The organism is Microbacterium gawkjiense, from assembly GCF_031932225.1.
Lineage (GTDB): Bacteria > Actinomycetota > Actinomycetes > Actinomycetales > Microbacteriaceae > Microbacterium > Microbacterium gawkjiense.
Genome location: NZ_JAUZVV010000002.1, coordinates 93,811 through 117,560, shown reverse-complemented (window position 1 = coordinate 117,560; position 23,750 = coordinate 93,811). Strand labels below are relative to the sequence as shown.

Sequence of the window (23,750 nt, the reverse complement as noted above, 5' to 3'; positions counted from 1 at the left end):
CCACGCGTGTCATCCCAGCCTAACCACCCGAGGGCACGGCCTCCGACCCGGCGGCCAGGTGCGCGTGGATCGTGGCCGCGAGCCGCGGGCCGATCCCGGGCAGCTCCTGGATCTCCTCGGGTGTCGCCTGCTTCAGGCGGCTCACCGATCCGAAGTGCCGCAGGAGCGCCTTGATCCGCGTCGCGCCGAGACCGGGCACCTCCGCCAGCACCGTCGTGATGTCCCGGCCACGCTTCTTGCGCTGGTGGGTGATCGCGAAGCGATGCGCCTCGTCACGGAGCCGCTGCAGCAGGTAGAGCGCCTCGGAGGAGCGCGGCAGGATCACCGGGAAGTCGTCGTCGGGCAGCCAGACCTCCTCGAGACGCTTCGCGATGCCGCACAGGGCGATCTCCTCGTGGCCGGCGTCGCGGAGGGCACGCGCCGCGGCCTGCACCTGCGGCTGGCCGCCGTCGACGAGGAGCAGCTGAGGCCGGTAGGCGAAGCGCGGGCGCTTGCGCGTGGCATCCACCTCACCGTCCGCCATCGGGTCGATCTTCTCCTGCTCGGCTTCGTCGCGGTCGATGTGCGCGAGCCGTCGCGTGAGCACCTGATACATCGAGTCGGTGTCGTCGGTGGTCTCGGCGACGGAGAACGACCGGTACTGGTCCTTGCGCGGCAGACCGTCCTCGAACACGACCATCGACGCGACGACCCCCGTGCCGCCGAGGTGCGAGATGTCGAAGCACTCGATGCGCAGCGGGGCCTCGGTCATCCCGAGCGCCTCCTGCAGATCCGTCAGCGCCTTGGTGCGAGCCGTGTAGTCGCTCGTCCGCCGCGTCTTGTGCAGCATGAGCGCCTGCTGGGCGTTGAGCGTCGCCGTCCGCATGAGGTCGGCCTTCTGACCGCGCTGCGCGATCTGCACCGTCACCTTCTTGCCGCGCCGCGACTGCAGCCACTGCTCGAGCTCGGCCGAGTCGTCGGGAAGCGTCGGGACGAGGACCTGGCGCGGGATGTCCTCGGCCGAGGCGGCACCGTAGGCGCGCTGCAGGATCTGATCCACGAGGTCGGGCCCGGAGATGTCGAGCTCCTTGTCGATCGTCGTCGCGCGGACGCCGCGCACACGTCCGCCGCGGACGACGAAGTGCTGGACGGCCGCGGACAGCTCGTCCTCGGCCACGCCGAACAGGTCGGCGTCCGTGTCCTCGCTCAGCACGAGCGCGCTGCGGTTGAGGACGGCGTCGAGCGCCTGCAGCTTGTCGCGGTACGACGCCGCGGCCTCGTAGTCCATCGCGGCCGCCGCTTCGCGCATCCGCGCTTCGAGCCGCTTCGTGAACCGCTTGTCGCTCCCGGACATGAACGAGACGAAGTCGTCGACGATGGCGCGGTGCTCCTCGATCGTGACCTTCATCGAGCAGGGACCGCCGCACCGGCCGATCTGCCCGGGGAAGCACGGCCGCCCCGAGGCCATCGCCTTCTTGTACGACGAGTCGCTGCAGGTGCGGATCGGGAACACCTTGATGAGCTGATCGATCGTGTCGTGGACCGCCCAGACCTTCGGGTACGGGCCGAAGTACTTGGCCCCGCGGATGCGGCGGTTGCGGGTCACGATGACCCGCGGCGCCTCGTCGGCGAGGGTCACGGCCATGTACGGATAGGACTTGTCGTCCTTGTACCGGACGTTGAACGGCGGCGAGTACTCCTGAATCCAGGTGTACTCGAGCTGGAGCGAGTCGATGTCGGTCTTCACGACGGTCCACTCGACCTTCGCGGCCGTCGTCACCATGCGCCGTGTGCGCTCGTGGAGCGTGTGGAGCGGCGCGAAGTAGTTGGACAGCCGGGCGCGGAGGTTCTTGGCCTTGCCGACGTAGAGGATCCGACCGTCGGCATCCAGGAACCGGTAGACGCCGGGGTCGGTGGGAATCTCCCCCGGCTTCGGCTTGTACGGCAGAGCGGATGCCACGTCAGCCCGCCTTGCGCGCGGGAGCCACTTCCAGGATCTCGGCGAGGAACTGCCCGGTGTGGCTCTCGGGTACGGTCGCGACCTGCTCCGGGGTCCCCGTCGCCACGATCGTGCCGCCGCCCGAGCCCCCCTCGGGGCCGAGGTCGATGACCCAGTCGGCGGACTTGATCACGTCGAGGTTGTGCTCGATGACGAGCACCGAGTTGCCCTTGTCGACGAGGCTGTTCAGGACCTCGAGCAGGCGCTGCACGTCTTCGAAGTGCAGACCCGTCGTCGGCTCGTCGAGCACGTAGATGGTGCGCCCGTTCGAGCGACGCTGGAGCTCGGTGGCGAGCTTCACGCGCTGCGCCTCGCCGCCGGAGAGCGTCGTGGCGGACTGCCCCAGCCGGACGTAGCCGAGCCCCACGTCGACGAGGGTCTTCAGGTACCGGTGGATCGCCTGGATCGGCTCGAAGAAGTCGGCCGCCTCCGAGATCGGCATGTCGAGGACCTCGGCGATGTTCTTGCCCTTGTAGTGCACCGCGAGGGTGTCGCGGTTGTAGCGCTGGCCGTGGCAGACCTCGCAGTCGACGTACACGTCGGGCAGGAAGTTCATCTCGATCTTGATCGTGCCGTCACCCGAGCACGCCTCGCACCGGCCGCCCTTCACGTTGAAGCTGAAGCGGCCGGGCTGGTAGCCGCGCGCCTTCGCCTCGGTCGTCTCGGCGAACAGGGAGCGGATGCGGTCGAAGACCCCCGTGTAGGTGGCCGGGTTGGACCGGGGCGTGCGACCGATGGGGGCCTGATCGACGTGGACGACCTTGTCGAGGTGCTCGAGTCCGGTCACCCGGGTGTGCTTGCCGGCGACGCGGCGCGCACCGTTGAGCTTGGTCGCGAGGACTTCGTAGAGGATGCCGTTCACGAGCGACGACTTGCCGGAACCGCTCACCCCGGTGACGGCGGTGAGCACGCCGAGCGGGAAGTCGACGGTGACGTTCTGGAGGTTGTTCTCCCGCGCTCCGACGACGCGCAGCTGGCGCCCCTTGTCGATCTTCCGACGCTTCTTCGGCATCCGGATGGCGCGTCGTCCGCTGAGGTAGGCGCCGGTGATGGACTCCTGGTCCGTCAGGAGCTGCTCGACCGGTCCCGAGTGAACGACGTTGCCCCCCTCGACTCCCGCGCGCGGACCGATGTCGACGATCCAGTCGGCGGCGTGGATCGTCTCCTCGTCGTGCTCGACGACGACCAGCGTGTTGCCGAGGCTCTTCAGACGCACGAGCGTCTCGATGAGTCGGCGGTTGTCACGCTGGTGGAGTCCGATGGAGGGCTCGTCGAGGACGTACAGCACACCCGTGAGCCCCGAGCCGATCTGCGTCGCGAGACGGATGCGCTGCGCCTCGCCGCCCGAGAGCGAGCCCGCCGCACGGCTGAGGCTGAGGTAGTTGAGGCCGACCTGAATGAGGAAGTCGAGGCGGGCCCGGATCTCGCGCAGGACCGCGGCCGCGATGGTCGCCTCGCGGTCGGTCAGCGAGAGCTGCGCGAAGAACTGCTGCGCCTCGCCGAGGCTGAGCCGCGAGGCATCCGCGATCGAGTGCCCGTGGACGAGGACCGACAGCACCTCGGGCTTCAGGCGATCGCCGTTGCAGACGGGGCAGGGCACCTCGCGGAGGAACTCGGCCCAGCGCTGACGCTGCGTGTCGGTCTCGGCCTGCGTGAACTGGCGCTCGATGTACGGGATGACGCCCTCGAAGCCCGACGCGTACCGCATCTCGCGGCCGTAGCGGTTCTTCCACTTGACGGTGACCTTGTAGTTCTCGCCGCTCAGCACGGCGTCCTGCACGTCGGCCGGAAGGTCCTTCCAGGGCGTGTCGAGCGAGAACCCGAGGTCGTCCGCGAGTCCCACGAGCAGCCGCTCGTAGTACTGGAACAGTCCCTTGCCCTGCGTCGTCCAGGGGACGATGACACCTTCGGCGATGGAGAGCTCCTCGTCGCCCAGCAGCAGTTCGGTGTCGACCGACATGCGGGTACCCAGACCCGAGCAGGCCGGGCAGGCGCCGAACGGCGCGTTGAAGGAGAACGTCCGCGGCTCGATCTCGGTCAGGGTCAGCGCGTGACCGTTGGGACAGGCCAGCTTCTCGCTGTAGCTCTGCCAGGCGTCGTCGCCCTCTTCGTCGACGAAGTTGACCTGCAGGATGCCGCCTGCGAGACCGAGGGCCGTCTCGACCGAGTCGGTGACGCGGCTCAGGATGTCGGGGCTCGCCACCAGACGGTCGACGACCACGGCGATGTCGTGCTTGTAGCTCTTCTTGAGGGTCGGCGCCTCGGCGAGCTGCACCGTCTCGCCGTCGACGATCGCGCGGGCGTACCCCTTCGCCGACAGCTCCTTGAAGAGGTCGACGAACTCGCCCTTCTTCTGCGACACGACGGGGGCGACGATCTGGTACCGCGTGCGCTCGGGGAGCTCCATGAGCTGGTCGGCGATCTGCTGCACCGTCTGCCGCTGGATGCGCTCACCGCACTCGGGGCAGTGCGGGATGCCGACGCGCGCCCACAGCAGACGCATGTAGTCGTTGATCTCGGTGATGGTGCCCACCGTCGAGCGCGGGTTGCGGTTCGTCGACTTCTGATCGATCGACACCGCAGGGCTGAGACCCTCGATGAAGTCGACGTCGGGACGGTCGACCTGTCCGAGGAACTGGCGTGCGTACGAGCTGAGCGACTCGATGTACCGGCGCTGACCTTCGGCGAAGATCGTGTCGAACGCGAGGCTCGACTTCCCCGACCCGGACAGGCCGGTGAACACGACGAGCGAGTCCCGCGGGATCTCGAGGTCGACGTTCTTCAGGTTGTGGACGCGCGCGCCGCGGACACTGAGTTTGGAGGCGTGGGGAACGGGGACGATGGGCACCGGTCAATCCTAGGTTGGGCCACCGACACGGGCTCCGTGCTTCGCTCCCGGCGATCAGTCCTCGGTGGTCGGCCGGCGTCCGGCGAAGGGTTGCAGACCGTCCCTCAACCGCTCGACGTCGGCGACGCCGAGTCCGACGCGGGACATGATCTGCCTCGGCACGTCCAGCGCCTGCTCGCGCAGGGCCGCTCCCTCGTCGGTCAACGCGATGTCGAGGACGCGTTCGTCCGCCGCGCGCCGGCGCCGGACGACGCGGCCCTGCGCCTCGAGACGCTTGATGGTCGGCGACAGGCTGGCGGGCTCGACCGCGAGGGCGGTCGCGAGCTCGGAGAGGGACTGCGGCGCCCGCTCCCACAGGGCGAGCATCACGAGGTACTGCGGGTGCGTCAGACCGAGGGGCTCAAGGACCGGCCGGTAGATCGAGACGACGTTCCGGGCGGCCGTCACGATCGCGAAGCACAACTGGCTCTCGAGCTTGAGTGCGTCCTCGTCCATTCCGATCCCCTTCCCGCTAATAGTTAGTACGCTAATCAATATGGACGACGAACGCGAGCAACGGCCCCCGCTGCGGGAACGGATCCGCGCGGCGGGCGGGTTCTACCGCTGGTGGAACAGCCGCCTCATCCGTTACGCGGGCCCGGCTTCGGTCGGTCCCTACGAGACCGAGCCCGAACCGGTCCGGACCGAACGCGCGTGCCCCCTGTGCGGTCAGCCGATGTCGGCGCACACCTTCGACCGTTCGGGGGAACGCCCCCTCATGCACTGCCCCTGAGCACGCTCAGGCGTGCCCGGCGCGTTCCATCGCGCGCAGCTCCTTCTTCAGGTCCTGCACCTCGTCGCGCAGACGCCCCGCGAGCTCGAACTTGAGCTCGTCGGCCGCCGCCAGCATCTGGCGCGTGAGATCCTCGATCGTCGCCTCGAGCTGGTTCGCACCTTCGGCGGCGATGCCCTCGCGCCGCAGCTGCGGGGTCGGGCTCTTGCCCTTGCCGGACTTCGTCTTGCCCTTGCCACGGCCGTCCATCATGTCGCGCGTGTCGCTCGCCTCACGGGCGAGCGCATCGGTGATGTCCGCGATCTTCTTGCGCAGCGGCTGCGGATCGATCCCGTTCTCGAGGTTGTACGCGATCTGCTTCTCGCGCCGACGTTCGGTCTCCTCGATGGCCGCCGCCATCGAGTCCGTGATCTTGTCGGCGTACATGTGCACCTGGCCCGACACGTTGCGCGCCGCGCGACCGATCGTCTGGATGAGGGACGTCCCCGACCGCAGGAAGCCCTCTTTGTCGGCATCCAGGATCGCGACGAGCGACACCTCGGGCAGGTCGAGGCCCTCGCGCAGCAGGTTGATGCCCACGAGGACGTCGTACACGCCCTGCCGCAGCTCGGTCAGCAGCTCGACGCGACGCAGCGTGTCGACGTCGGAGTGCAGGTAGCGCACGCGCACGCCGTGCTCACCGAGGAAGTCGGTCAACTCCTCCGCCATCTTCTTGGTCAACGTGGTGACGAGGACGCGCTCGTCCCGCTCGACGCGCAGCTGGATCTCCTCCAGCAGATCGTCGATCTGACCCTTCGAGGGCTTCACGATGATCTCCGGGTCGATGAGACCCGTCGGACGGATGATCTGCTCGACGACGCCGTCGGCGATCCCCATCTCGTACCGTCCGGGGGTCGCCGACAGGTACACGGTCTGCCCGATCCGCTGCTTGAACTCATCGAAGCGCAACGGCCGGTTGTCCATCGCGCTCGGCAGCCGGAAGCCGTGGTCGACGAGCGTGCGCTTGCGGGAGGCATCCCCCTCGTACATCGCACCGATCTGCGGGACCGTCACGTGGGACTCGTCGATGACGAGCAGGAAGTCGTCGGGGAAGAAGTCGAGCAGGGTGTGCGGCGCTTCACCGGGCATGCGCCCGTCGATGTGCCGCGAGTAGTTCTCGATGCCGGAGCAGAAGCCGAGCTGCTGCAGCATCTCGAGGTCGAACGTCGTGCGCATGCGCAGACGCTGAGCTTCGAGCAGCTTGCCCTGCGACTCGAACTCCTTGAGCCGCTCCTCGAGCTCGTGCTCGATGGTGCCGATGGCGCGCTGGACCGTCTCGGTGCCCGCGACGTAGTGGGATGCCGGGAAGATCGGCACGCTCTCGAGCTTCTGCACCACATCGCCGGTGAGCGGATGCAGCATGTACAGCGCTTCGATCTCGTCGCCGAAGAGCTCGATCCGCACGGCGTACTCCTCGTACACCGGGATGATCTCGATCGTGTCGCCGCGGACGCGGAAGTTGCCGCGCGAGAAGTCGACGTCGTTGCGGTTGTACTGCATCGCGATGAACTTGCGGATGAGGGCGTCGCGGTCGTACCGCTCCCCCACCTGCAGGGCGACCATCGCGCGCAGGTACTCCTCGGGCGCGCCGAGGCCGTAGATGCACGACACCGTGGACACCACGACGACGTCGCGCCGGCTCAGCAGCGAGTTGGTCGTCGAGTGGCGCAGCCGCTCCACCTCGGCGTTGATCGAGGAGTCCTTCTCGATGAAGGTGTCCGTCTGCGGGACGTACGCCTCAGGCTGGTAGTAGTCGTAATAGCTGACGAAGTACTCGACCGCGTTGTTCGGCATGAGGTCGCGGAACTCGTTGGCGAGCTGCGCCGCGAGCGTCTTGTTGTGCGCGAGCACGAGCGTCGGACGCTGCACCTGCTCGATCAGCCAGGCCGTCGTCGCCGACTTGCCCGTGCCCGTCGCGCCGAGCAGGACGACGTCGGTCTCACCCGCGTTGATGCGAGCGGCGAGGTCGGCGATCGCCTGCGGCTGGTCGCCGCTGGGCTGGTACTCGCTGACGACCTCGAAAGGGCGGACGGAGCGCGTGGTCTGCATGATTCCAGCGTAGGCGCGGCCTCCGACACCGGCTCCGGCGTTCGCCGTCGGCGTGGATGTCAGCCGGCGAGGCGCTCCCAGAGGGCGTCGACCTGCGACAGCGTCTGCGCCATCGACCCCGACGTGTCGATGACGACGTCGGCGATCGCGAGGCGGCGCTCATCGTCGACCTGCGACGCGATGCGCGCGTCCGCATCGGCGGGGCTCATCCCCCTCAGGGAGACGAGCCGCTCCCGCCGCAGCTCGACGGGCGCGTGGGCCACCACGACGAGCTCCCAGGGGTCCTCCGCGCGCGCCTCGAGCAGCAGGGGGACGTCGTAGACGACGACCGCGCTCGGATCCGCGGCCTGCGCGGCCGCGAAGCGCGCCGCGGATTCGACCCGCACGGCGGGGTGGACGATCGCGTTGAGGCGGCCCACGGCATCCTCGTCACCGAAGACGCGTGAGGCGAGACGGGGTCGGTCGAGCTCACCGGTGGCCGTCAGGACGTCGTCGCCGAACGCCGCGGCGATCTCCGCGAGCACCGGCGACCCCGGCTGCTGCACCTCGCGGACGATCGCGTCCGCATCGACGATCACCGCCCCGTGCTCGGCGAGTCGACGCGCGATCGTGGACTTCCCCGACGCGATGCCGCCGGTCAATGCGATGAGTGTCACCCTCCGAGGATGCCATGGCGCCGTCACGCCCGAGGGGCGCCGCCGTCCTCGATCCCGCCGAAGAGAACCGATGCCTCGAGGCTGCGCGACGCGCGCTGCGCCGCGGCACGCGCGGCGTTGAGGAGGACCTCGGGGTCGTATCCGACCGTCTCCGTCAGCGCGACACCGACGCCGACGATCGGGAGCAGCCCCGTGGGATTGCCGGCGAGGTCGTCGATGCAGCCCCGGTAGATGGCCGCGGCCTGGCGACGCGCCTCGGCGGCCGTCCCGGAGACGACGCAGACCGACATCGTCGCGTCGCCGTCCTCCCCCACGAAGGCGGATGCCGGGGCGTGTCGACGCACGGACCGCCGCCATTGGGCCGCGAGCTCGTCCGTGGCATCCGTACCGAAGGCCGCCGCCATCTCCTCCATCCCGTCGACCCCGACGACGACGACGCTCAGCAGATCCTGGCGCCAGCTCGCCCGCTCGGCCACGTCGCGGAGGGCGTCGCGGTAGGTTCCCGACAGCATCACCCCGTCGGCGGCCACACCGTTCTCGCTCAACCATTCGAAGCGGTGGGTCGCGCTCTTGGTCGATCGCAGGATCGACGTCACGACGACGGCGACCATCGTGAGCACGACGGTCGCGATGTTCGCCGACACCGATCCGAACCAGGTCGCGAAGAAGTCGCCCTCGGGTCCGTTCCACACGAAGGCGACGAGGCGTGCGGCGTAGTAGACCGCCGCCGCCAGGAGGACGATGGCGAACAGTCGCGCGTTGCCGACGCGCCCCATGGGTCGTCGCAGCGCCTCGATGCCTCCGACCGCGAAGAGGCCGACGATGGTGACCACCATCACCGTCCACCCTCCCCAGCTGCCGTCCACGGGGACCCGCACCACCGTCGCGACGAACGTCGCGATCGTCAAAACCGCCACGATGACGGCGGGCCGCCCGATGGGTCGATCGTTGAAGCGGCGGTTCCCCAGCCAGATGAAGGCGGGCGTGAGCGCGAAGGAGGCGTTGCCGATCGCGATGGCCACGGAGCCGCCGATGCCGGACGCCCACGAGATGTAGGCGAACGTCGTGGCGGTGCCGCAGAGATAACCGACCGCCCAGAGGCGCCCGGCGCCCGTGTCCCGGCGTCGCAGGGTCTCGACGACGAAGATCCCCGCGGCCGTCAGCGCGACGATCGCCGTCATGACGGTCACCGAGAAGAGGTCGAGACTCATCACTCGCCGTCCCCGGCCGCGGAGCGCAGCGCGCCGTCGCTCGCCGTCTCCGCCGTCGCGGGCAGGCGGACCATGAACGTCGTCCCGAGACCCGGAGTCGACGTCACCGTGATGTCGCCGCCGTGCGCGCGCACGATCTCGCGGCTGATGGCGAGACCGAGCCCGGTTCCCGGCACACCGCTCTCCGCCCGGAAGAACCGCTCGAAGACCCGCTCCTGGTCCTCGGCCGACAGCCCGATCCCGGTGTCGCGGACGAGGAACCAGGAGTGCCGGCCGTCGGTCGATGAGCCCACCGTGATCGTGCCGCCGTCGCGGTTGAACTTGATCGCGTTGCTGAGCAAGTTGTCGGCGACCTGCCGGATGCGCGCCGCGTCGATGAACGCCGGGGTCGGCACGAGGTCGCTCGCGTCGATCCGAATCGCCCGGTCTCGCGCCACGGGTCCAAGATCGGATGCCGCTGCCGCCACGACGTCGGCGAGGTCTGTCTCCTGCGGCGACAGGGTGACCTCGACCGACATCCGCGACGCCGTCGAGGCGGCGAGGATCCCCGACACGATCCCGAGGAGGCGCTCGCTGTTGCGGTAGGCGACGTCGACCTGTCGGGCGATCTCCGGAGGCAGGTCCTCGTGGTCGAGGACGAGCTCGAGGTACCCGATGATCGAGGTCAGCGGCGTCCGCAGTTCGTGGGAGACCGACGCGACCAGACTGTCGCGCGCCTTGAGGGCGGTGCGCTCCTCACTCACGTCGCGCGCGACGAGCACGATGCCGGCAGGGCGGCCGTCGGCATCCTTCATCCGCCGCGCGGTCAGGCTGATCGCGGCCCGTCGGGACTCGGAGACGGGGTACCAGACCACGAGGTCGCTGAACGTCTCGCCTCGGAGGATGCGGGCGAGCGGCCGCTCGTGCGGTGCGAGCGGGGTCTCGCCGTCCGCGGCGTAGATGGTCTGCGTGGCGTCGATGCGACCGAAACTCGGGATGCGCTGCTGGAACTTGCCGAGAGCGTCGTTGACGAACGTGATCTCGCCGTCGGTACCGATGCGGAGGACGCCGAAGTCGACGGTGTCCAGGACCTCGGTGAGCAGCTGCTCCTGCCTGCTGGCGTGGCGCAGCGCCGCCGCCAGACGGACGTTCTGCTTGTCGAGGAGGGCGCGTTGCGCCTGGAAACGGCGGGTGCCGTTGTAGGTGGAGACACCGATCGCGATGACCACGGCCGGGAGGACGATGATGCCCCAGGTGAACTCGAACGACGGCGCGAGGGCGAGCGCGATCCAGTAGGCGCTGATCGATCCGACGCAGCCCACGATCAGCCAGATCCGCCCGAGGCTCGACAGCCACATCGTGGGGAACGCCCACAGCAGAGCGATCCCCGGGACGTCGGAGATGCGCATCAGTCCGATCGCGACGATGTCCACCACGGGGACGATCGCGACCCACGACGGGTTTATGCGGGACCACGGCACCGCGAGGCTCGCGAGGGCAGCGACGACGATGAGCACGACGCCGGCCGCGAACGAGGAGGCCTGCGCCAGCCACCCGCCAGGGAAACCCGACAGGAAGATGCCGGCGACGATCGCGGTGAGGAGGATCTGGTTGTTCGCGACGACGCGGTCGCGCAGCTCCGTCAGCGGCTCGCGCGGGCGCGACGCCCGGTGGGGGCGTTCGCCCGGGGCGGGCGGCGGCGCGGGCGCGCGGTCGGCGGAAGCCGCGTCCTGATCCGCATGTGCCACAGGAGAACGTTACCGGCCCGGATGCCCCGGCGTCAGACGCCCGGAAACGGCCGAGGGGCCGGAGCACATGGCTCCGACCCCTCGGTCGTGGTGGTGTCGATCAGCGACCGGACAGCTTCTCGCGGAGAGCAGCCAGCGCCTCGTCGTCGGCGAGGGTGCCGGCACCGCTCGAGACCTCGGACGAGAAGGACGACGAACCCGAGTCGGCGGGAGCGGCGGCCTCGGCCTCGAGGGCCTTGGCGACGGCGGCCTTGTGAGCCTCCCAGCGACCCTGAGCAGCGGCGTACTCGGCCTCCCAGGCGAGGCGGGCCTCGTCGAAGCCTTCCTTCCACTGGTTGGTCTCGGGGTCGAAGCCCTCGGGGTACTTGTACTCGCCGTTCTCGTCGTACTCGGTGACCATGCCGTACAGGGCCGGGTCGAACTCGGTGCCGTTGGGGTCGACCGACTCGTTGGCCTGCTTCAGCGACAGCGAGATGCGGCGACGCTCGAGGTCGATGTCGATGATCTTGACGAAGACCTCTTCACCGACGGAGACGACCTGCTCGGCGAGCTCGACGTGCTTGCCCGACAGCTCGGAGATGTGCACGAGGCCCTCGATGCCGTCGGCGACGCGGACGAACGCACCGAACGGAACGAGCTTGGTGACCTTGCCCGGCGCGACCTGACCGATCGCGTGGGTGCGGGCGAAGACCTGCCACGGGTCCTCCTGCGTCGCCTTCAGCGACAGGGAGACGCGCTCGCGGTCGAGGTCGACCTCGAGGATCTCGACGGTGACCTCCTGGCCGACCTCGACGACCTCGGATGCGTGCTCGATGTGCTTCCACGAGAGCTCCGAGACGTGGACGAGACCGTCGACGCCACCGAGGTCGACGAACGCACCGAAGTTGACGATCGACGAGACGGTGCCCTTGCGGACCTGACCCTTGTGGAGGTTGTTGAGGAAGTTCGAACGCGACTCGGACTGCGTCTGCTCGAGCAGGGCGCGGCGCGAGAGGACGACGTTGTTGCGGTTCTTGTCGAGCTCGAGGATCTTGGCCTCGATCTCCTGGCCGAGGTACGGCGTCAGGTCGCGAACGCGACGCAGCTCGATGAGCGACGCCGGGAGGAAGCCGCGGAGGCCGATGTCGACGATGAGACCACCCTTGACGACCTCGATGACGGAGCCGGTGACGACACCGTCGTTCTCCTTGATCTTCTCGACGTCTCCCCAGGCACGCTCGTACTGCGCGCGCTTCTTGGAAAGGATCAGGCGGCCTTCCTTGTCCTCCTTCTGGAGGACGAGGGCCTCGACCTGGTCGCCGACGTTGACGACCTCGTTGGGGTCGACGTCGTGCTTGATCGAGAGCTCACGCGAGGGGATGACGCCCTCGGTCTTGTAGCCGACGTCGAGGAGGACCTCGTCGCGGTCGATCTTCACGACGGTGCCTTCGATGAGGTCTCCGTCGTTGAAGAACTTCAGGGTCTTCTCGACCGCGGCCAGGAAGTCCTCAGCAGATCCGATGTCGTTGATGGCGACCTGCTTGGTGGCCGGGGCGGTCGTTGCGTTAGTCATGTAGGGGGTTGTCCTTGGATGGTGTTGTGTTCGGGCCACGGAGCCAGTCCGCACGAGGACGTGCGGCAGCTGATCGCGGCAGGGTGGTTGGTTCGTGCGATGTCACGCGGGCGCGGCACAAGGGCCACGCGTGTGACGCTCCAGGGTATCAGAGAGCGTCCGCGTAGTACCAGCGCCCCGCGCGCCGCACGAACCGGCTGTCCTCCTCGAGGACGCCCTGATCCCGGGTGCCGGTGTCGGACCATCGCGCTCGAAAGGTCACCCGCCCGGATCGGCCGTCGGCGGACGTCTCGGAACGCAGGACCTCCAGCCCGAGCCAGGTGGTCGCGGCATCCACCGACACCTCGTCCGGACGCGTCGCGGGGAACCAGGTGTCGGCCAGATGCCGGGCGTCGCCCAGGGCGAACGCGGTGTACCGCGACCGCATGAGGTCCTCGGGCGTCTCGGCGGGAACGCCGGCGAGAACGGGCCCGCAGCACGAGCCGAACGCCCGTCGGCCGCAGGGGCAGAGCGAGTCCGGCGCGGGTCGACGCCCTCGATGAGCGGATGCCGCGGCTCCGAACGACATGATCCCCTCCCCACCCGGTGGATGACGCCAGCGAGCCTACGCGCTGTGGAGAACCGACCGGGTGAGCGCGCACGGTCACTACCGTGGTCGCATGACCGCTCGACGTTCTGCAGCGCTGCTCGCGGCGACCGCGCTCGCCGCCGCTCTCACCGCGTGCGCTCCGGCCTCCACCCCGACGCCCTCCCCCACGCCGACCGGGTTCGCGTCGGAAGCAGAGGCGTTCGCCGCCGCCGAAGCGACCTACCGTGCATACGTCGACGCCCTGAATCAGGTCGACCTCAGCGACCCCGCGACCTTCGAGCCGGTTTATGCGCTGACCACAGGCGAAGCGAACGCGACCGAGCGGAAGGGACTGAGCGAGTATCACGCGAACGGTTGGAGAGTATCCGGTGAGACCGTCGTAACGCTCTTGCAGGGTTCGAGTTGGGATCCTGAAGAACGCCAAGTCGTGCTGGATTCCTGCATCGATGTTTCCCGGGTTGATGTCGTCGACCGCGACGGCGTCTCTCAGGTCTCGCCTGATCGTCCCGACGAACAAACACTGCGGGTGACCCTGAGTAATCCAGAAGGCGCTGACTTCAAAATCGCGAAGATTGACTCCCGCGACGGAGGTCCAGCTTGCTAGCACTCATAGTGGCAGCGTCGATCTCGACACTGGCAGCTGCCGGCTCTGGTTCGACAAGCTGCGGTCACCAAAGCTGGACCAGCGACTGTCACGCTGTCAGCGACGGATCTTCGGTGGCCATCGAGGCCACCCGCACGGAAACCACCACACCCCGCGCACCCTCGCGCAACACCAACAACAACGGCGGCGGTGGCAGCGCCCCGATCCTCGCCCCGCCCCCGCCGCGCGACCCGAACGCGTACTACCCCGGCGGCCGCACACGCGACCAGTGGCTGGCGGACTGCGCCTTCGACCTCGCCTGCACCGCCCCCATCACGGCGCCCGGCAGCGCGCCACTCCCGTCGACCGAGCAGGCCGATCAGGAGCCCGCAGAACCCGCGCCGGCGCCCGCCGCACCCGACCCGACGACCGCCACGATCGACGACGTGGCGCAGTTCGCACCGGCGCCGCCGGGCGTCGTGGGCGAGCCGGACGGGTTCGGAGTGGTCGGCATGCCCACGAACTTCGTCGTCGGCGCCACGGAGCACACGGTCGACGGTGAGATCTTCGACGTCCCCGTGACCGTCCGGTTCACACCGGTGTCCTTCCTCTTCGACTACGGCGACGGCGCCACCCGCGAGACGACGACCCCCGGGACGTCCTGGCAGGACCTCGACGTCCCGCAGTTCACCGCCACCGACACGAGCCACAGCTACGCCGAGCCCGGTGAATACGAGGCCAGCGCGACGATCCGCTACGTCGCCGAAGCCGACGCCGGCGGCGGCTGGTTCGCGGTCCCCGGAATTCTCGAGATCGACACACCCACGACCGTCATCCGCGTCGTGGACGTCGACACGGCCCTCGTCGAGCAGACCTGCGACGAAGACCCCGGCGGTCCCGGTTGCTGAATGCGAGGATGAGCGCGTGACCGGACGCCTCATGCTGCTCGACTCCGCCAGCCTCTACTTCCGCGCCTTCTACGGCGTGCCCGACACGGTGAAGGCGCCCGATGGTCGCCCCGTCAACGCCGCGCGCGGATTCCTCGACATGATCGCCAAGCTCGTCAGCACCTACGAGCCGACGCACCTCGTCGCCTGCTGGGACGACGATTGGCGTCCGCAGTGGCGTGTCGACCTGATCCCGTCGTACAAATCGCACCGCGTCGCGCAGGAGGTGGAGTCCGCGCCGGACGTCGAGGAGGTCCCCGATCCCCTCGAGATCCAGGTGCCGGTGATCCGTGAGGCACTCGGCACCCTCGGCATCCCGATCATCGGCGCACCCGACCACGAGGCCGACGACGTCATCGGCACGCTCGCCTCGACCAGCGATATCCCCGTCGACGTCATCACGGGCGACCGCGACCTGTTCCAACTCGTCGACGACGCCCGCGGCGTCCGCGTCGTCTACACCGGGCGCGGGATGAGCAAGCTCGAAGAACTGACGGATGCCGTCATCGTCAGCAAGTACGGCATCCTCCCGACGCAATACGCGGACTTCGCCGCGATGCGCGGCGATGCGTCCGACGGCCTCCCCGGGGTCGCGGGTGTCGGCGAGAAGACGGCCGCGACGCTCCTCGCCGCCCACGGCGACCTCGCCGGCATCCGGCGGGCAGCCGAAGCCGGCGAGGGGATGAGCGCCGGCGTGCGGAACAAGATCCTCGCCGCGGCCGACTACCTCGATGTCGCGCCCCGCGTCGTCGAGGTCGTCCGCACCCTCGACCTCCCCGCGGTCGACACCCGCATCACGGCGCCGGACAAGGCGGCCGTCGCACAGCTCGCGGAGGCGTGGTCGCTCGGATCCTCCGCCACGCGCGCCGCGGCGGCGCTGTCCGCCCGGGCCTGACTCAGCGCGACGCCTTCCACTCCCGAAGCCGCGCCAGCGGCCACGTCGTGATGATGCGTTCCGAGGGCACACCGGCGCGTTCGGCGCGGACCGCGCCGTGATCGAGCAGCGACAGCTGACCGGGCGCGTGCGCATCCGAGTCGATCGAAAACAGGCACCCCACTTCGATCGCGAGGGCGAGCAGATCGTCCGGCGGGTCCTCGCGCTCGGGCCGGGAATTGATCTCCACGGCGGTGCCGTGCGCGGCGCAGGCCTCGAAGACCGCCCTTGCGTCGAACACGGACGGCGGACGCGTGCCGCGTGATCCCGAGACGAGCCGCCCCGTCACGTGACCCAGCACGTCGACACGCGGATCGGATGCCGCTGCCACCAGCCGCCGCGTCATCGGACCGCGCTCCATTCGCAGCGCCGAATGCGCCGACGCGACGACGATATCGAGGGATCGGAGCAGCCCGTCCTCCTGGTCGAGCGAGCCGTCGTCGAGGATGTCGACCTCGATGCCGCTGAGGAGAGTGAAGTCGTCGTCGCAGAACCCCGGGATGAGCGCCAGTTGCTCGCGCAGCCGCTCCGCGGACAGGCCCCGCGCGACGCGCAGCCGCTGCGAGTGGTCCGTGAGCGCGAGGTATTCGTGACCGAGCGCCCTGGCCGCCTCCACCATGAGGTCGATCGACGTCAGCCCGTCCGACCATTCGGAGTGCGCGTGCAGGTCCCCGCGCAGCTGCGACCTCAGAGCAGATGCCTGTGGCGGCGCCACGCGCTCCCGGAGATCCGCCAGATACGTGGGGACGCGGCCCGAGACCGCCTCGCTGATCACGGCGAAGGTGGAGTCGCCGATGCCCTTCCGAGCACGGATCCCAGGGAGGTCGGTCCGCTCGTCCGCGCTCAGCTCCGTCAGGGTCTTCGCGGCGGCGCGGAACGCCTTCGACTTGTACCGCGAGGCGCGATCGCGCTCGAGGAGCTCCGCGATCTCCGTCAGCGCCTCGATCGGGTCCATGTCGGCCTCAGCGCCCGGATGCCGCGACCCACGCGTCGAGCTTGGCTGCGGCCGCTCCCGAGTCGACCGCCGCCTCCGCCTCGGCGTGGGCCTCAGCGAGGCGCTCGACGAAGGGTCGCTGGAGCTCGCCGGCATCCCGGAACAGCCGGTACGAGACGATCCCGGCGGCGGCGTTGAGCAGCACGATGTCGCGCACCGGGCCGGACTCGCCCTGCAGCACGCGACGGACCACTTCGGCATTGTGCGGGGCGTCGCCCCCGAGGAGGTCGGAGATCTCCGCCCGCGGGATCCCGAGGTCGCGGGGGTCGAGGTCGTGCTCGCGGACGTCGCCCCGGCTGATCTCCCACACCCGGCTGTGCCCGGTGGTGGTGAGTTCGTCCATGCCGTCGTCGCCGCGGAAGACGAGCGCCGTCGCACCGCGCGTCCGGAAGACGCCGGTGATGAGCGGCACGCGGTCCAGGTGCGCGACCCCCACCGCGTTGGCCTCGGCGCGCGCCGGGTTGCAGAGCGGTCCGAGGAAGTTGAAGACCGTCGGGATGCCGAGCTCGGCGCGCGTGGGACCGGCATGGCGGAACCCGGGGTGGAATGCGGACGCGAACGCGAACGTGATCCCCACCTCGTCGAGCACCGCGGCGACCCGTTCGGGCGAACTCGTCAGGTCGACACCGAGGGCCGCCAGCACGTCGGACGATCCCGACTTCGAGCTCGCGGCGCGGTTGCCGTGCTTGACGACGGGGATGCCGGTGGCCGCCACGACCACCGATGCGGTCGTCGAGACGTTCACGGTCCCGTAACGATCGCCGCCCGTGCCGACGATGTCCAGCACCTCGGCCGGCACCGGGAGGGGAACGGCCGCTTCGAGGATGGCGTCGCGGAAGCCGACGACCTCGTCGACGGTCTCGCCCTTGGCGCGCAGCGCGACGAGGAACGCCGCGAGCTGCGACGGGGTCGCCGCGCCCTGCATCACCTGGCGCATCGCCCAGGTCGACTCGGACACGCTGAGGTCCTGACCGGAGAGCACCGAGGTGAGGATTTCGGGCCAGGAGTACATGTCCGCCATGCCTCCCGATCCTACTCAGCACTCTGTCAGCCGACTCGCGGCCCGTGCATCACGCGATCCGATGCCGGAGAAAGGGACGAGTACCTTCAGGAATGCGAAACCCTCCCCCAACATCGGCCATAATGGGGAGCGTGACGACCACTCCCGCGACATACAACCAGGCACTGCGTTCGGTGAAACGACCGGACCCGGTGGCCGTCGGCACGATCGTGTGGCTCGGCAGCGAGGTCATGTTCTTCGCCGGCCTCTTCGCCATCTACTTCACGATCCGCAACACCTCGCCGGAGCTGTGGGCCGCCCGCACCGAGCTGCTCAACATCCCGTTCGCCGCGGTGAACACCCTCATCCTGGTGCTGTCGTCGTTCACGGCGCAGGCCGGTGTCTTCGCGGCCGAGCGCTTCCAGCCCTACCGTCGCGGATCCCTTTGGAACTTCCGCCAGTGGGGCATGGTCGAGTGGTTCTACGTGACCTTCATCATGGGTGCGGTCTTCGTCTCGGGTCAGGTGTGGGAGTACGCCACCCTGATCGCCGAGGGGATGCCCATCAGCGCCGACTCCTACGCGTCGGCCTTCTACCTGACGACCGGCTTCCACGCCCTGCACGTGACGGGTGGCCTCATCGCCTTCCTTCTCATCATCGGGCGCGCCTTCGCCGTCAAGAACTTCGGCCGCAAGGAGATGACCTCCGCGATCGTCGTGTCGTACTACTGGCACTTCGTCGACGTCGTGTGGATCATCCTCTTCGCCGTCATCTACTTCATCCGGTAACACAGAGCGGAGCTGAGTTCCTCAATGGCATCCAAGACCCCGCGTCGGCAGACGGGCCGTCGCAGCAAGTGGGCGGCCGCCGCTCTGATCGGCGTCGGCCTGCTGCTCACGGGTGGCATCTACGCCGGTGCGTCCGCCGCCATGGCGTCGACGACGTCGACCGAGACGTCCACGCTCACCGTCGAGGACGGCAAGAAGCTGTTCCAGGCGAACTGCGCGACGTGCCACGGCCTCGACCTCGAAGGCACGGCCGACGGCCCCTCGCTCTACGGCGTCGGCGAGCTGTCCGTCGAGTTCCAGGTCGCGACCGGCCGTATGCCCCTGCAGAACCAGGGTCCGCAGGCACCGCAGAAGTCGCCGCAGTTCACCGAGGACCAGATCAAGGCGATGGCTGCGTGGGTGCAGTCCGTCGCCCCCGGGCCGACCTACCCCGACGAGCGCATCCTCGACGGTGAGGGCAACCTGACGGAGGGTGCCGAGCTCTTCCGCATCAACTGCGCGATGTGCCACAACGTCGCCGCCGCCGGTGGTGCTCTGACCGAGGGCAAGTACGCTCCCGCGCTCACCAAGACCAGCCCGCTGCACATCTACGCGGCGATGGTCACCGGCCCGCAGAACATGCCCGTCTTCAACGACATGACCATCACGCCCGACGAGAAGCGCGACATCATCTCGTCCCTGATGTACCTGCAGAAGAGCGAACCCGTCGGCGGGTTCACGCTCGGTTCGCTCGGACCGGTCTCCGAAGGCCTGTTCATCTGGATCTTCGGCATCGGCACGCTGATCGGCATCTCGGTGTGGATCACCGCGAAGTCCAACTGACCCACCACTGACGCACAGAATTTCACGGACGAGGAGCACAATGTCACACGAGGAAGAGCCGCAGGCGCTCGAGAAGGCTCCTCAGCCTTCGTCGGGTCTCGTCGTCGCGGTCGCCGACCCCGTGCAGAACCCGGGTCTGCCGCCGCACCGCGAGCGGATGACCGACAAGGACCCGGCGGCGATGGCCCGCGCGGTCCGCACCGTCTACACGCTGTTCTACATCTCGCTCGCCGCCAGCCTCTGGGCCGTCGCCGCGTACATGCTGTTCCCGATCGAGAGCGGCGCCTTCGGCGACATCCGCGCGAACAACCTGTTCATCGGTCTCGGGATCGGGTTCGCCCTCCTCACCATCGGCATCGCCGCGATCCACTGGTCGAAGGCGATCATGCCCGACAAGGAGCACATCGAGCAGCGCCACTCGACGCGCGGCAAGGAGTCCACCCGCGAAGCGGCCGTCGATGTCTTCCGCGAGGCCAACGAGGAATCCGGCTTCGGCCGTCGCACCGCCATCCGCGGTGGCCTCATCGCCGCCCTCGTCGCCTCGATCGTCCCGGGTGTGACGCTGTTCCGCGGCCTCGCGCCCCACGCGTCCGAGGAGCACCCGCTCGCCGGTGACCCCGTCGCGCTGCTGAAGCACACGATGTGGAAGGAGGGTGAGCGCCTGGCGCACGACCCGTCCGGCCTCCCCATCCGCGCCGCCGACGTCGCGCTCGGCTCCGCCGTGCACGTCATCCCGGAGTCCCTCAAGGACGTCGACCACCTGGATGGATACCTCGAGGAGAAGGCCAAGGCCATCGTCCTCCTCATGCGGCTGCTCCCCGAGCAGCTGCCCGCCGAGTACAACCGCCTCGACTGGTCCTACGACGGGATCGTGGCGTACTCGAAGGTCTGCACGCACGTCGGATGCCCCGTCGCGCTGTACGAGCAGCAGACCCACCATCTGCTCTGCCCCTGCCACCAGTCGCAGTTCGACGTGTCGCGCGGCGCCGAGGTCATCTTCGGACCCGCCGCCCGCCCGCTCCCCCAGCTGCCCATCACGGTCGACGCAGACGGATACCTGATCGCCAAGAGCGACTTCGAAGAGCCCGTCGGGCCGAGTTTCTGGGAGCGTCATTGAGCACCGTGACTGAATCCTCGTCCACCACAGCGGTGGCCAAGCCGGCGGAGAAGCCGCTCGGCGGCCGCTTCATCGGCGCCACGGCCAACTACCTCGACGAGCGAACGAGCATCTCCGGTCTCGTCAAGGAGATCGGCCGCAAGATCTTCCCCGACCACTGGTCGTTCATGCTGGGTGAGATCGCCCTCTGGAGCTTCGTCGTCGTCTTCCTGTCGGGATCGTTCCTGACGTTCTTCTTCGAGGCGTCGATGGCGCCCACGCACTACAACGGCGCATATGCACCGCTGCGCGGCATCGAGATGTCGGCTGCCCTCGAGTCGACGCTGAACATCTCGTTCGACCTCCGCGGCGGTCTGCTCGTGCGGCAGCTGCACCACTGGGCGGCGCTGCTGTTCATCGCCGCGATCGGCGTGCACATGCTGCGCGTGTTCTTCACCGGCGCGTTCCGCAAGCCGCGTGAGCTCAACTGGGTGATCGGGTTCGTCCTGTTCATCCTCGCCATGGCACTCGGCTTCACCGGTTACTCGCTCCCCGACGACCTGCTCTCGGGCAACGGCCTCCGCATCATCGACGGCATGATCAAGGGTCTGCCGTTGATCGGCACCTGGACCTCGTACCTCCTCTTCGGAGGCGAGTTCCCGGGCATGGCGATCGTGGGCCGTCTGTACACGCTGCACATCCTGCTGCTGCCGCTGATCCTCATCGCGCTCATCGCCGCGCACCTCATGCTGATGATCATCAACAAGCACACGCAGTTCGCCGGCCCCGGCCGCACGAACGACAACGTCGTGGGCTACCCGATGGTCCCGATCTACATGTCGAAGATGGGCGGCTTCCTGTTCATCACGTTCGGTGTGCTCGTCCTCATCGCCTCGATGTTCACGATCAACCCGATCTGGAACTACGGCCCGTACGACCCGTCCCCCGTCTCGGCCGGTACCCAGCCCGACTGGTACATCGGCTTCGCCGACGGTGCGCTGCGTCTCGCGCCCTCGAACCTGGACCTCGTCCTGTTCGACCACACCTTCTCGTTCGGCATCCTGCTGCCGGTCGCGGTGCTGGGTCTGTTCATCGTGCTCGTCGCGGTGTACCCCTTCATCGAGGCGTGGGTCACGGGTGACAAGCGCGAGCACCACATCGCGCAGCGTCCCCGCCACGCGCCGACCCGCACGGCCATCGGCGTCGCCGGCGTGATCTTCTACGCCGTCCTGTGGGCCGCCGCCTCCTCGGACATCATCGCCACGCACTTCTCGCTGACGATGGAGGGGGTCATCCACTCCCTCCAGGCGCTGCTGTTCATCGGCCCGATCGTCGGCTACTTCGTGACGAAGCGGATCGCGATCGCGCTCCAGAAGAAGGACCGCGAGATCGCCCTGCACGGCTACGAGTCGGGTCGCATCGTCCGCCTCCCCGGCGGCGAGTACATCGAAGTCCACCAGCCCGTCGACGCGTACGAGCGCGTGAAGCTGATCGACTTCGAGGTGCACGAGCCCCTGGTCGTCCGTCCGAACGACAACGGTCGGATCCCGTGGCACCAGAACGTCCGCGCCTCGCTGTCGCGCTGGTTCTTCGAGGACCGTCTGTCGCCGGTCACGCAGACCGAGCTGGATGCCGCGATCGCCCACCAGCACCACGCACTCGAGCACATCGAGCACGAGGAGCAGGAGGAGATCCGCGGTGCCCACGAGCGCGCCGGTGTCCCCGACGCGCCGCTGCACCCGATCGACGACGGTCACAACCCGGAGACCGCGAACCGCCCGTCGAACATCATCGTGGTCGACGACGCTCCGCGGAAGAAGGACGACGGCGCGAAGAGCTGATCCTCTCTGGCAGGATTGCGGCGGGGTCTGACCGAAAGGTCAGGCCCCGCCGCTTTTCTCTTCCCGTAGCGTCGAGACATGACCACCTCCCCCGTCGACGCACTCACCTACTTCCGGACGAAGCTTCGCCACGAGACGGACCCCAGCGACGTGTACGCCGCTCAGAGGGCCGGCGAGCACTTCGTCCTCGTCGACGTGCGCAACCAGGAGGCCTGGGACCAGGGACACGCACGAGGCGCGCTGCACATGCCCCACCGCGAGATCGCGGCCCGCGCGCCGCGAGAGATTCCCGCGGACACACCCGTCGTCGTGTACTGCTGGAGTCCCGGCTGCAACGGCGGCGCCCGTGGCGCCGTGGAGTTCGCTCAGCTCGGCTACAGCGTCCGCGAGATGATCGGTGGCTACGAGTACTGGGCACGGGAGGGGATGCCGGTGGACGCCGCATCCGGCCCGCTCCCCCGCGTCTTCGATCCGCTCGTCATGCAGGTCCGATCGGGCGCCTGAACGCCCCTGGGCGGGCGCTCAGGCGCTCGCCAGACCGGTCTCGATGACCTCGGTCCACCGGGAGGCTGCGGCGCCGGCGATGACGGGCACGGCGGCGATGTCGGGCGCACCGTCGATCACGTCGCACACGACGGCGGTGACGTTGTCGCGTGAGGCCGCCTGGAGCGCGAGCTCGACGATCATCCGCGACGCCGCGACGGGATCGGCGACGCCGCGCACGATCTCGGCGAGGGCATCCTCGGGGACGTAGTCGGTGACGCCATCGCTGCAGAGGACCCATCGGTCGCCGATGCGCACGTCGCGCGTCTCGACCCGGATCACGTCCTCCTCGTTGCCGCCCAGCGAGGCCGTGATGATGTTGCGGCGCGGATGCGTCCAAGCATCCTCGGGACGGATGAGTCCGCGGTCGACCAACGCCTGCACGAAGGAGTCGTCACGCGTCTGCCGCGCTAGCTCACGGTCCCGCAGGAGATAGGCGCGGGAGTCCCCCGTGTGGGCGACGACGAGTCCGCCGTCCCCCGTGAGCCAGAGGCCGGTCAGTGTGCTCGCCATACCCGCGAGGGCGGCGTCGCGGCGGATGTGAGCACCGATGTCCCAGTTGGCGACCTTGAGCCGGCCGATGAGGTCTTCGGCGCTGGGAAGAGCGCCGCGCAGCGTGATCAGCTTGTGGATGATCGCAGCCGACGCGAGATCACCGGAGGGACCACCGCCGACGCCGTCCGCCACAGCTGCGGCGAACGGCGAGGCGAAAGCGGCGTCCTGATTTACGTCTCGGTAGTCTCCGACGTCGGAGAAGACGCCCGCGTGGATGCGCATGGAG

Annotated in this window: 21 protein-coding genes; 9 read left to right on the top strand and 12 right to left on the bottom strand. The window is 68.8% G+C overall.

What is annotated here, in order from left to right:
* Nucleotides 1-19: 19 nt before the first annotated feature.
* From uvrC to Q9S71_RS08610, 3 genes are read right to left on the bottom strand one after another with little or no spacing between them, the layout of a single operon-like run.
* Nucleotides 20-1,939, bottom strand: coding sequence for an excinuclease ABC subunit UvrC (gene uvrC, locus Q9S71_RS08620; protein WP_311861849.1), 1,920 nt, complete (start codon nt 1,937-1,939; stop codon nt 20-22).
* Nucleotide 1,940: 1 nt separating this feature from the next.
* Entirely contained in the window at nt 1,941-4,826 is a 2,886-nt protein-coding gene (gene uvrA / locus Q9S71_RS08615) for an excinuclease ABC subunit UvrA (RefSeq protein WP_217531316.1), read from the bottom strand.
* 54 nt (nt 4,827-4,880) lie between these two features.
* The gene (locus Q9S71_RS08610; protein ID WP_311861848.1) at nt 4,881-5,321 is read right to left on the bottom strand and encodes a MarR family winged helix-turn-helix transcriptional regulator; all 441 of its coding nucleotides are present in this window, start codon (nt 5,319-5,321) and stop codon (nt 4,881-4,883) included.
* 40 nt (nt 5,322-5,361) lie between these two features.
* Between Q9S71_RS08610 and Q9S71_RS08605 the strand changes: the two genes are divergently transcribed.
* Nucleotides 5,362-5,598: a hypothetical protein gene (locus Q9S71_RS08605; RefSeq protein ID WP_217531314.1), complete on the top strand. Its 237-nt coding sequence runs from the start codon at nt 5,362-5,364 to the stop codon at nt 5,596-5,598.
* Between the two features lie 6 nt (nt 5,599-5,604).
* Here the strand turns inward: Q9S71_RS08605 and uvrB are convergent, their stop codons facing one another.
* From uvrB to Q9S71_RS08575, 6 genes are all read right to left on the bottom strand, one after another.
* Nucleotides 5,605-7,686: an excinuclease ABC subunit UvrB gene (gene uvrB, locus Q9S71_RS08600; RefSeq protein WP_311861847.1), complete on the bottom strand. Its 2,082-nt coding sequence runs from the start codon at nt 7,684-7,686 to the stop codon at nt 5,605-5,607.
* A gap of 59 nt (nt 7,687-7,745) precedes the next feature.
* Nucleotides 7,746-8,342 (bottom strand): dephospho-CoA kinase, encoded by a 597-nt coding sequence (coaE, locus tag Q9S71_RS08595; protein ID WP_311861846.1) that lies wholly within the window; start codon nt 8,340-8,342, stop codon nt 7,746-7,748.
* A 23-nt stretch (nt 8,343-8,365) separates the two neighbouring features.
* Entirely contained in the window at nt 8,366-9,553 is a 1,188-nt protein-coding gene (locus Q9S71_RS08590; RefSeq protein WP_311861845.1) for a diguanylate cyclase, read from the bottom strand.
* Nucleotides 9,553-11,280 (bottom strand): ATP-binding protein, encoded by a 1,728-nt coding sequence (locus Q9S71_RS08585; RefSeq protein WP_311861844.1) that lies wholly within the window; start codon nt 11,278-11,280, stop codon nt 9,553-9,555. The genes Q9S71_RS08590 and Q9S71_RS08585 overlap by 1 nt, the downstream gene beginning before the upstream one ends.
* Nucleotides 11,281-11,380: 100 nt before the next feature.
* Nucleotides 11,381-12,832 carry a 30S ribosomal protein S1 gene (gene rpsA, locus Q9S71_RS08580; RefSeq protein ID WP_064002307.1) on the bottom strand — a complete coding sequence of 484 codons (1,452 nt, stop codon included), beginning with the start codon at nt 12,830-12,832 and terminating at the stop codon, nt 11,381-11,383.
* A 148-nt stretch (nt 12,833-12,980) separates the two neighbouring features.
* On the bottom strand, nt 12,981-13,400 hold the full coding sequence (locus tag Q9S71_RS08575) for a YchJ family protein (protein WP_311861843.1): 420 nt from the start codon (nt 13,398-13,400) through the stop codon (nt 12,981-12,983).
* A 91-nt stretch (nt 13,401-13,491) separates the two neighbouring features.
* On the opposite strand from Q9S71_RS08575, the gene Q9S71_RS08570 reads away from it, so the two are divergent.
* From Q9S71_RS08570 to Q9S71_RS08560, 3 genes are all read left to right on the top strand, one after another.
* Nucleotides 13,492-14,025 (top strand): hypothetical protein, encoded by a 534-nt coding sequence (locus Q9S71_RS08570; RefSeq protein WP_311861842.1) that lies wholly within the window; start codon nt 13,492-13,494, stop codon nt 14,023-14,025.
* Nucleotides 14,026-14,138: 113 nt separating this feature from the next.
* On the top strand, nt 14,139-14,912 hold the full coding sequence (locus Q9S71_RS08565) for a hypothetical protein (protein ID WP_311861841.1): 774 nt from the start codon (nt 14,139-14,141) through the stop codon (nt 14,910-14,912).
* Between the two features lie 16 nt (nt 14,913-14,928).
* Entirely contained in the window at nt 14,929-15,846 is a 918-nt protein-coding gene (locus tag Q9S71_RS08560) for a 5'-3' exonuclease (protein ID WP_311861840.1), read from the top strand.
* A gap of 1 nt (nt 15,847) precedes the next feature.
* Here the strand turns inward: Q9S71_RS08560 and Q9S71_RS08555 are convergent, their stop codons facing one another.
* The gene (locus Q9S71_RS08555; protein WP_311861839.1) at nt 15,848-16,840 is read right to left on the bottom strand and encodes a PHP domain-containing protein; all 993 of its coding nucleotides are present in this window, start codon (nt 16,838-16,840) and stop codon (nt 15,848-15,850) included.
* Between the two features lie 7 nt (nt 16,841-16,847).
* Nucleotides 16,848-17,900, bottom strand: a complete 1,053-nt coding sequence (gene trpD / locus Q9S71_RS08550; protein ID WP_311861838.1) for an anthranilate phosphoribosyltransferase — start codon at nt 17,898-17,900, stop codon at nt 16,848-16,850.
* 122 nt (nt 17,901-18,022) lie between these two features.
* Here trpD and ctaE point away from each other — a divergent pair, with 122 nt between their 5' ends.
* From ctaE to Q9S71_RS08525, 5 genes are all read left to right on the top strand, one after another.
* Nucleotides 18,023-18,667: an aa3-type cytochrome oxidase subunit III gene (gene ctaE, locus Q9S71_RS08545; RefSeq protein WP_064002312.1), complete on the top strand. Its 645-nt coding sequence runs from the start codon at nt 18,023-18,025 to the stop codon at nt 18,665-18,667.
* Between the two features lie 24 nt (nt 18,668-18,691).
* Nucleotides 18,692-19,489: a cytochrome bc1 complex diheme cytochrome c subunit gene (qcrC, locus tag Q9S71_RS08540; protein WP_064002313.1), complete on the top strand. Its 798-nt coding sequence runs from the start codon at nt 18,692-18,694 to the stop codon at nt 19,487-19,489.
* A 40-nt stretch (nt 19,490-19,529) separates the two neighbouring features.
* Nucleotides 19,530-20,606 (top strand): cytochrome bc1 complex Rieske iron-sulfur subunit, encoded by a 1,077-nt coding sequence (gene qcrA, locus Q9S71_RS08535; protein WP_064002314.1) that lies wholly within the window; start codon nt 19,530-19,532, stop codon nt 20,604-20,606.
* Nucleotides 20,603-22,426, top strand: coding sequence for a cytochrome bc1 complex cytochrome b subunit (qcrB, locus tag Q9S71_RS08530; protein WP_064002315.1), 1,824 nt, complete (start codon nt 20,603-20,605; stop codon nt 22,424-22,426). Before qcrA ends, qcrB begins: the two co-directional genes overlap by 4 nt.
* Nucleotides 22,427-22,504: 78 nt before the next feature.
* The gene (locus tag Q9S71_RS08525) at nt 22,505-22,930 is read left to right on the top strand and encodes a rhodanese-like domain-containing protein (protein WP_311861836.1); all 426 of its coding nucleotides are present in this window, start codon (nt 22,505-22,507) and stop codon (nt 22,928-22,930) included.
* 18 nt (nt 22,931-22,948) lie between these two features.
* On the opposite strand, the gene Q9S71_RS08520 is transcribed toward Q9S71_RS08525, so the two are convergent.
* A complete protein-coding gene (locus Q9S71_RS08520; protein WP_311861834.1) occupies nt 22,949-23,746 on the bottom strand; it encodes a PP2C family protein-serine/threonine phosphatase in 798 nt (265 codons plus the stop codon).
* Nucleotides 23,747-23,750: the final 4 nt, after the last annotated feature.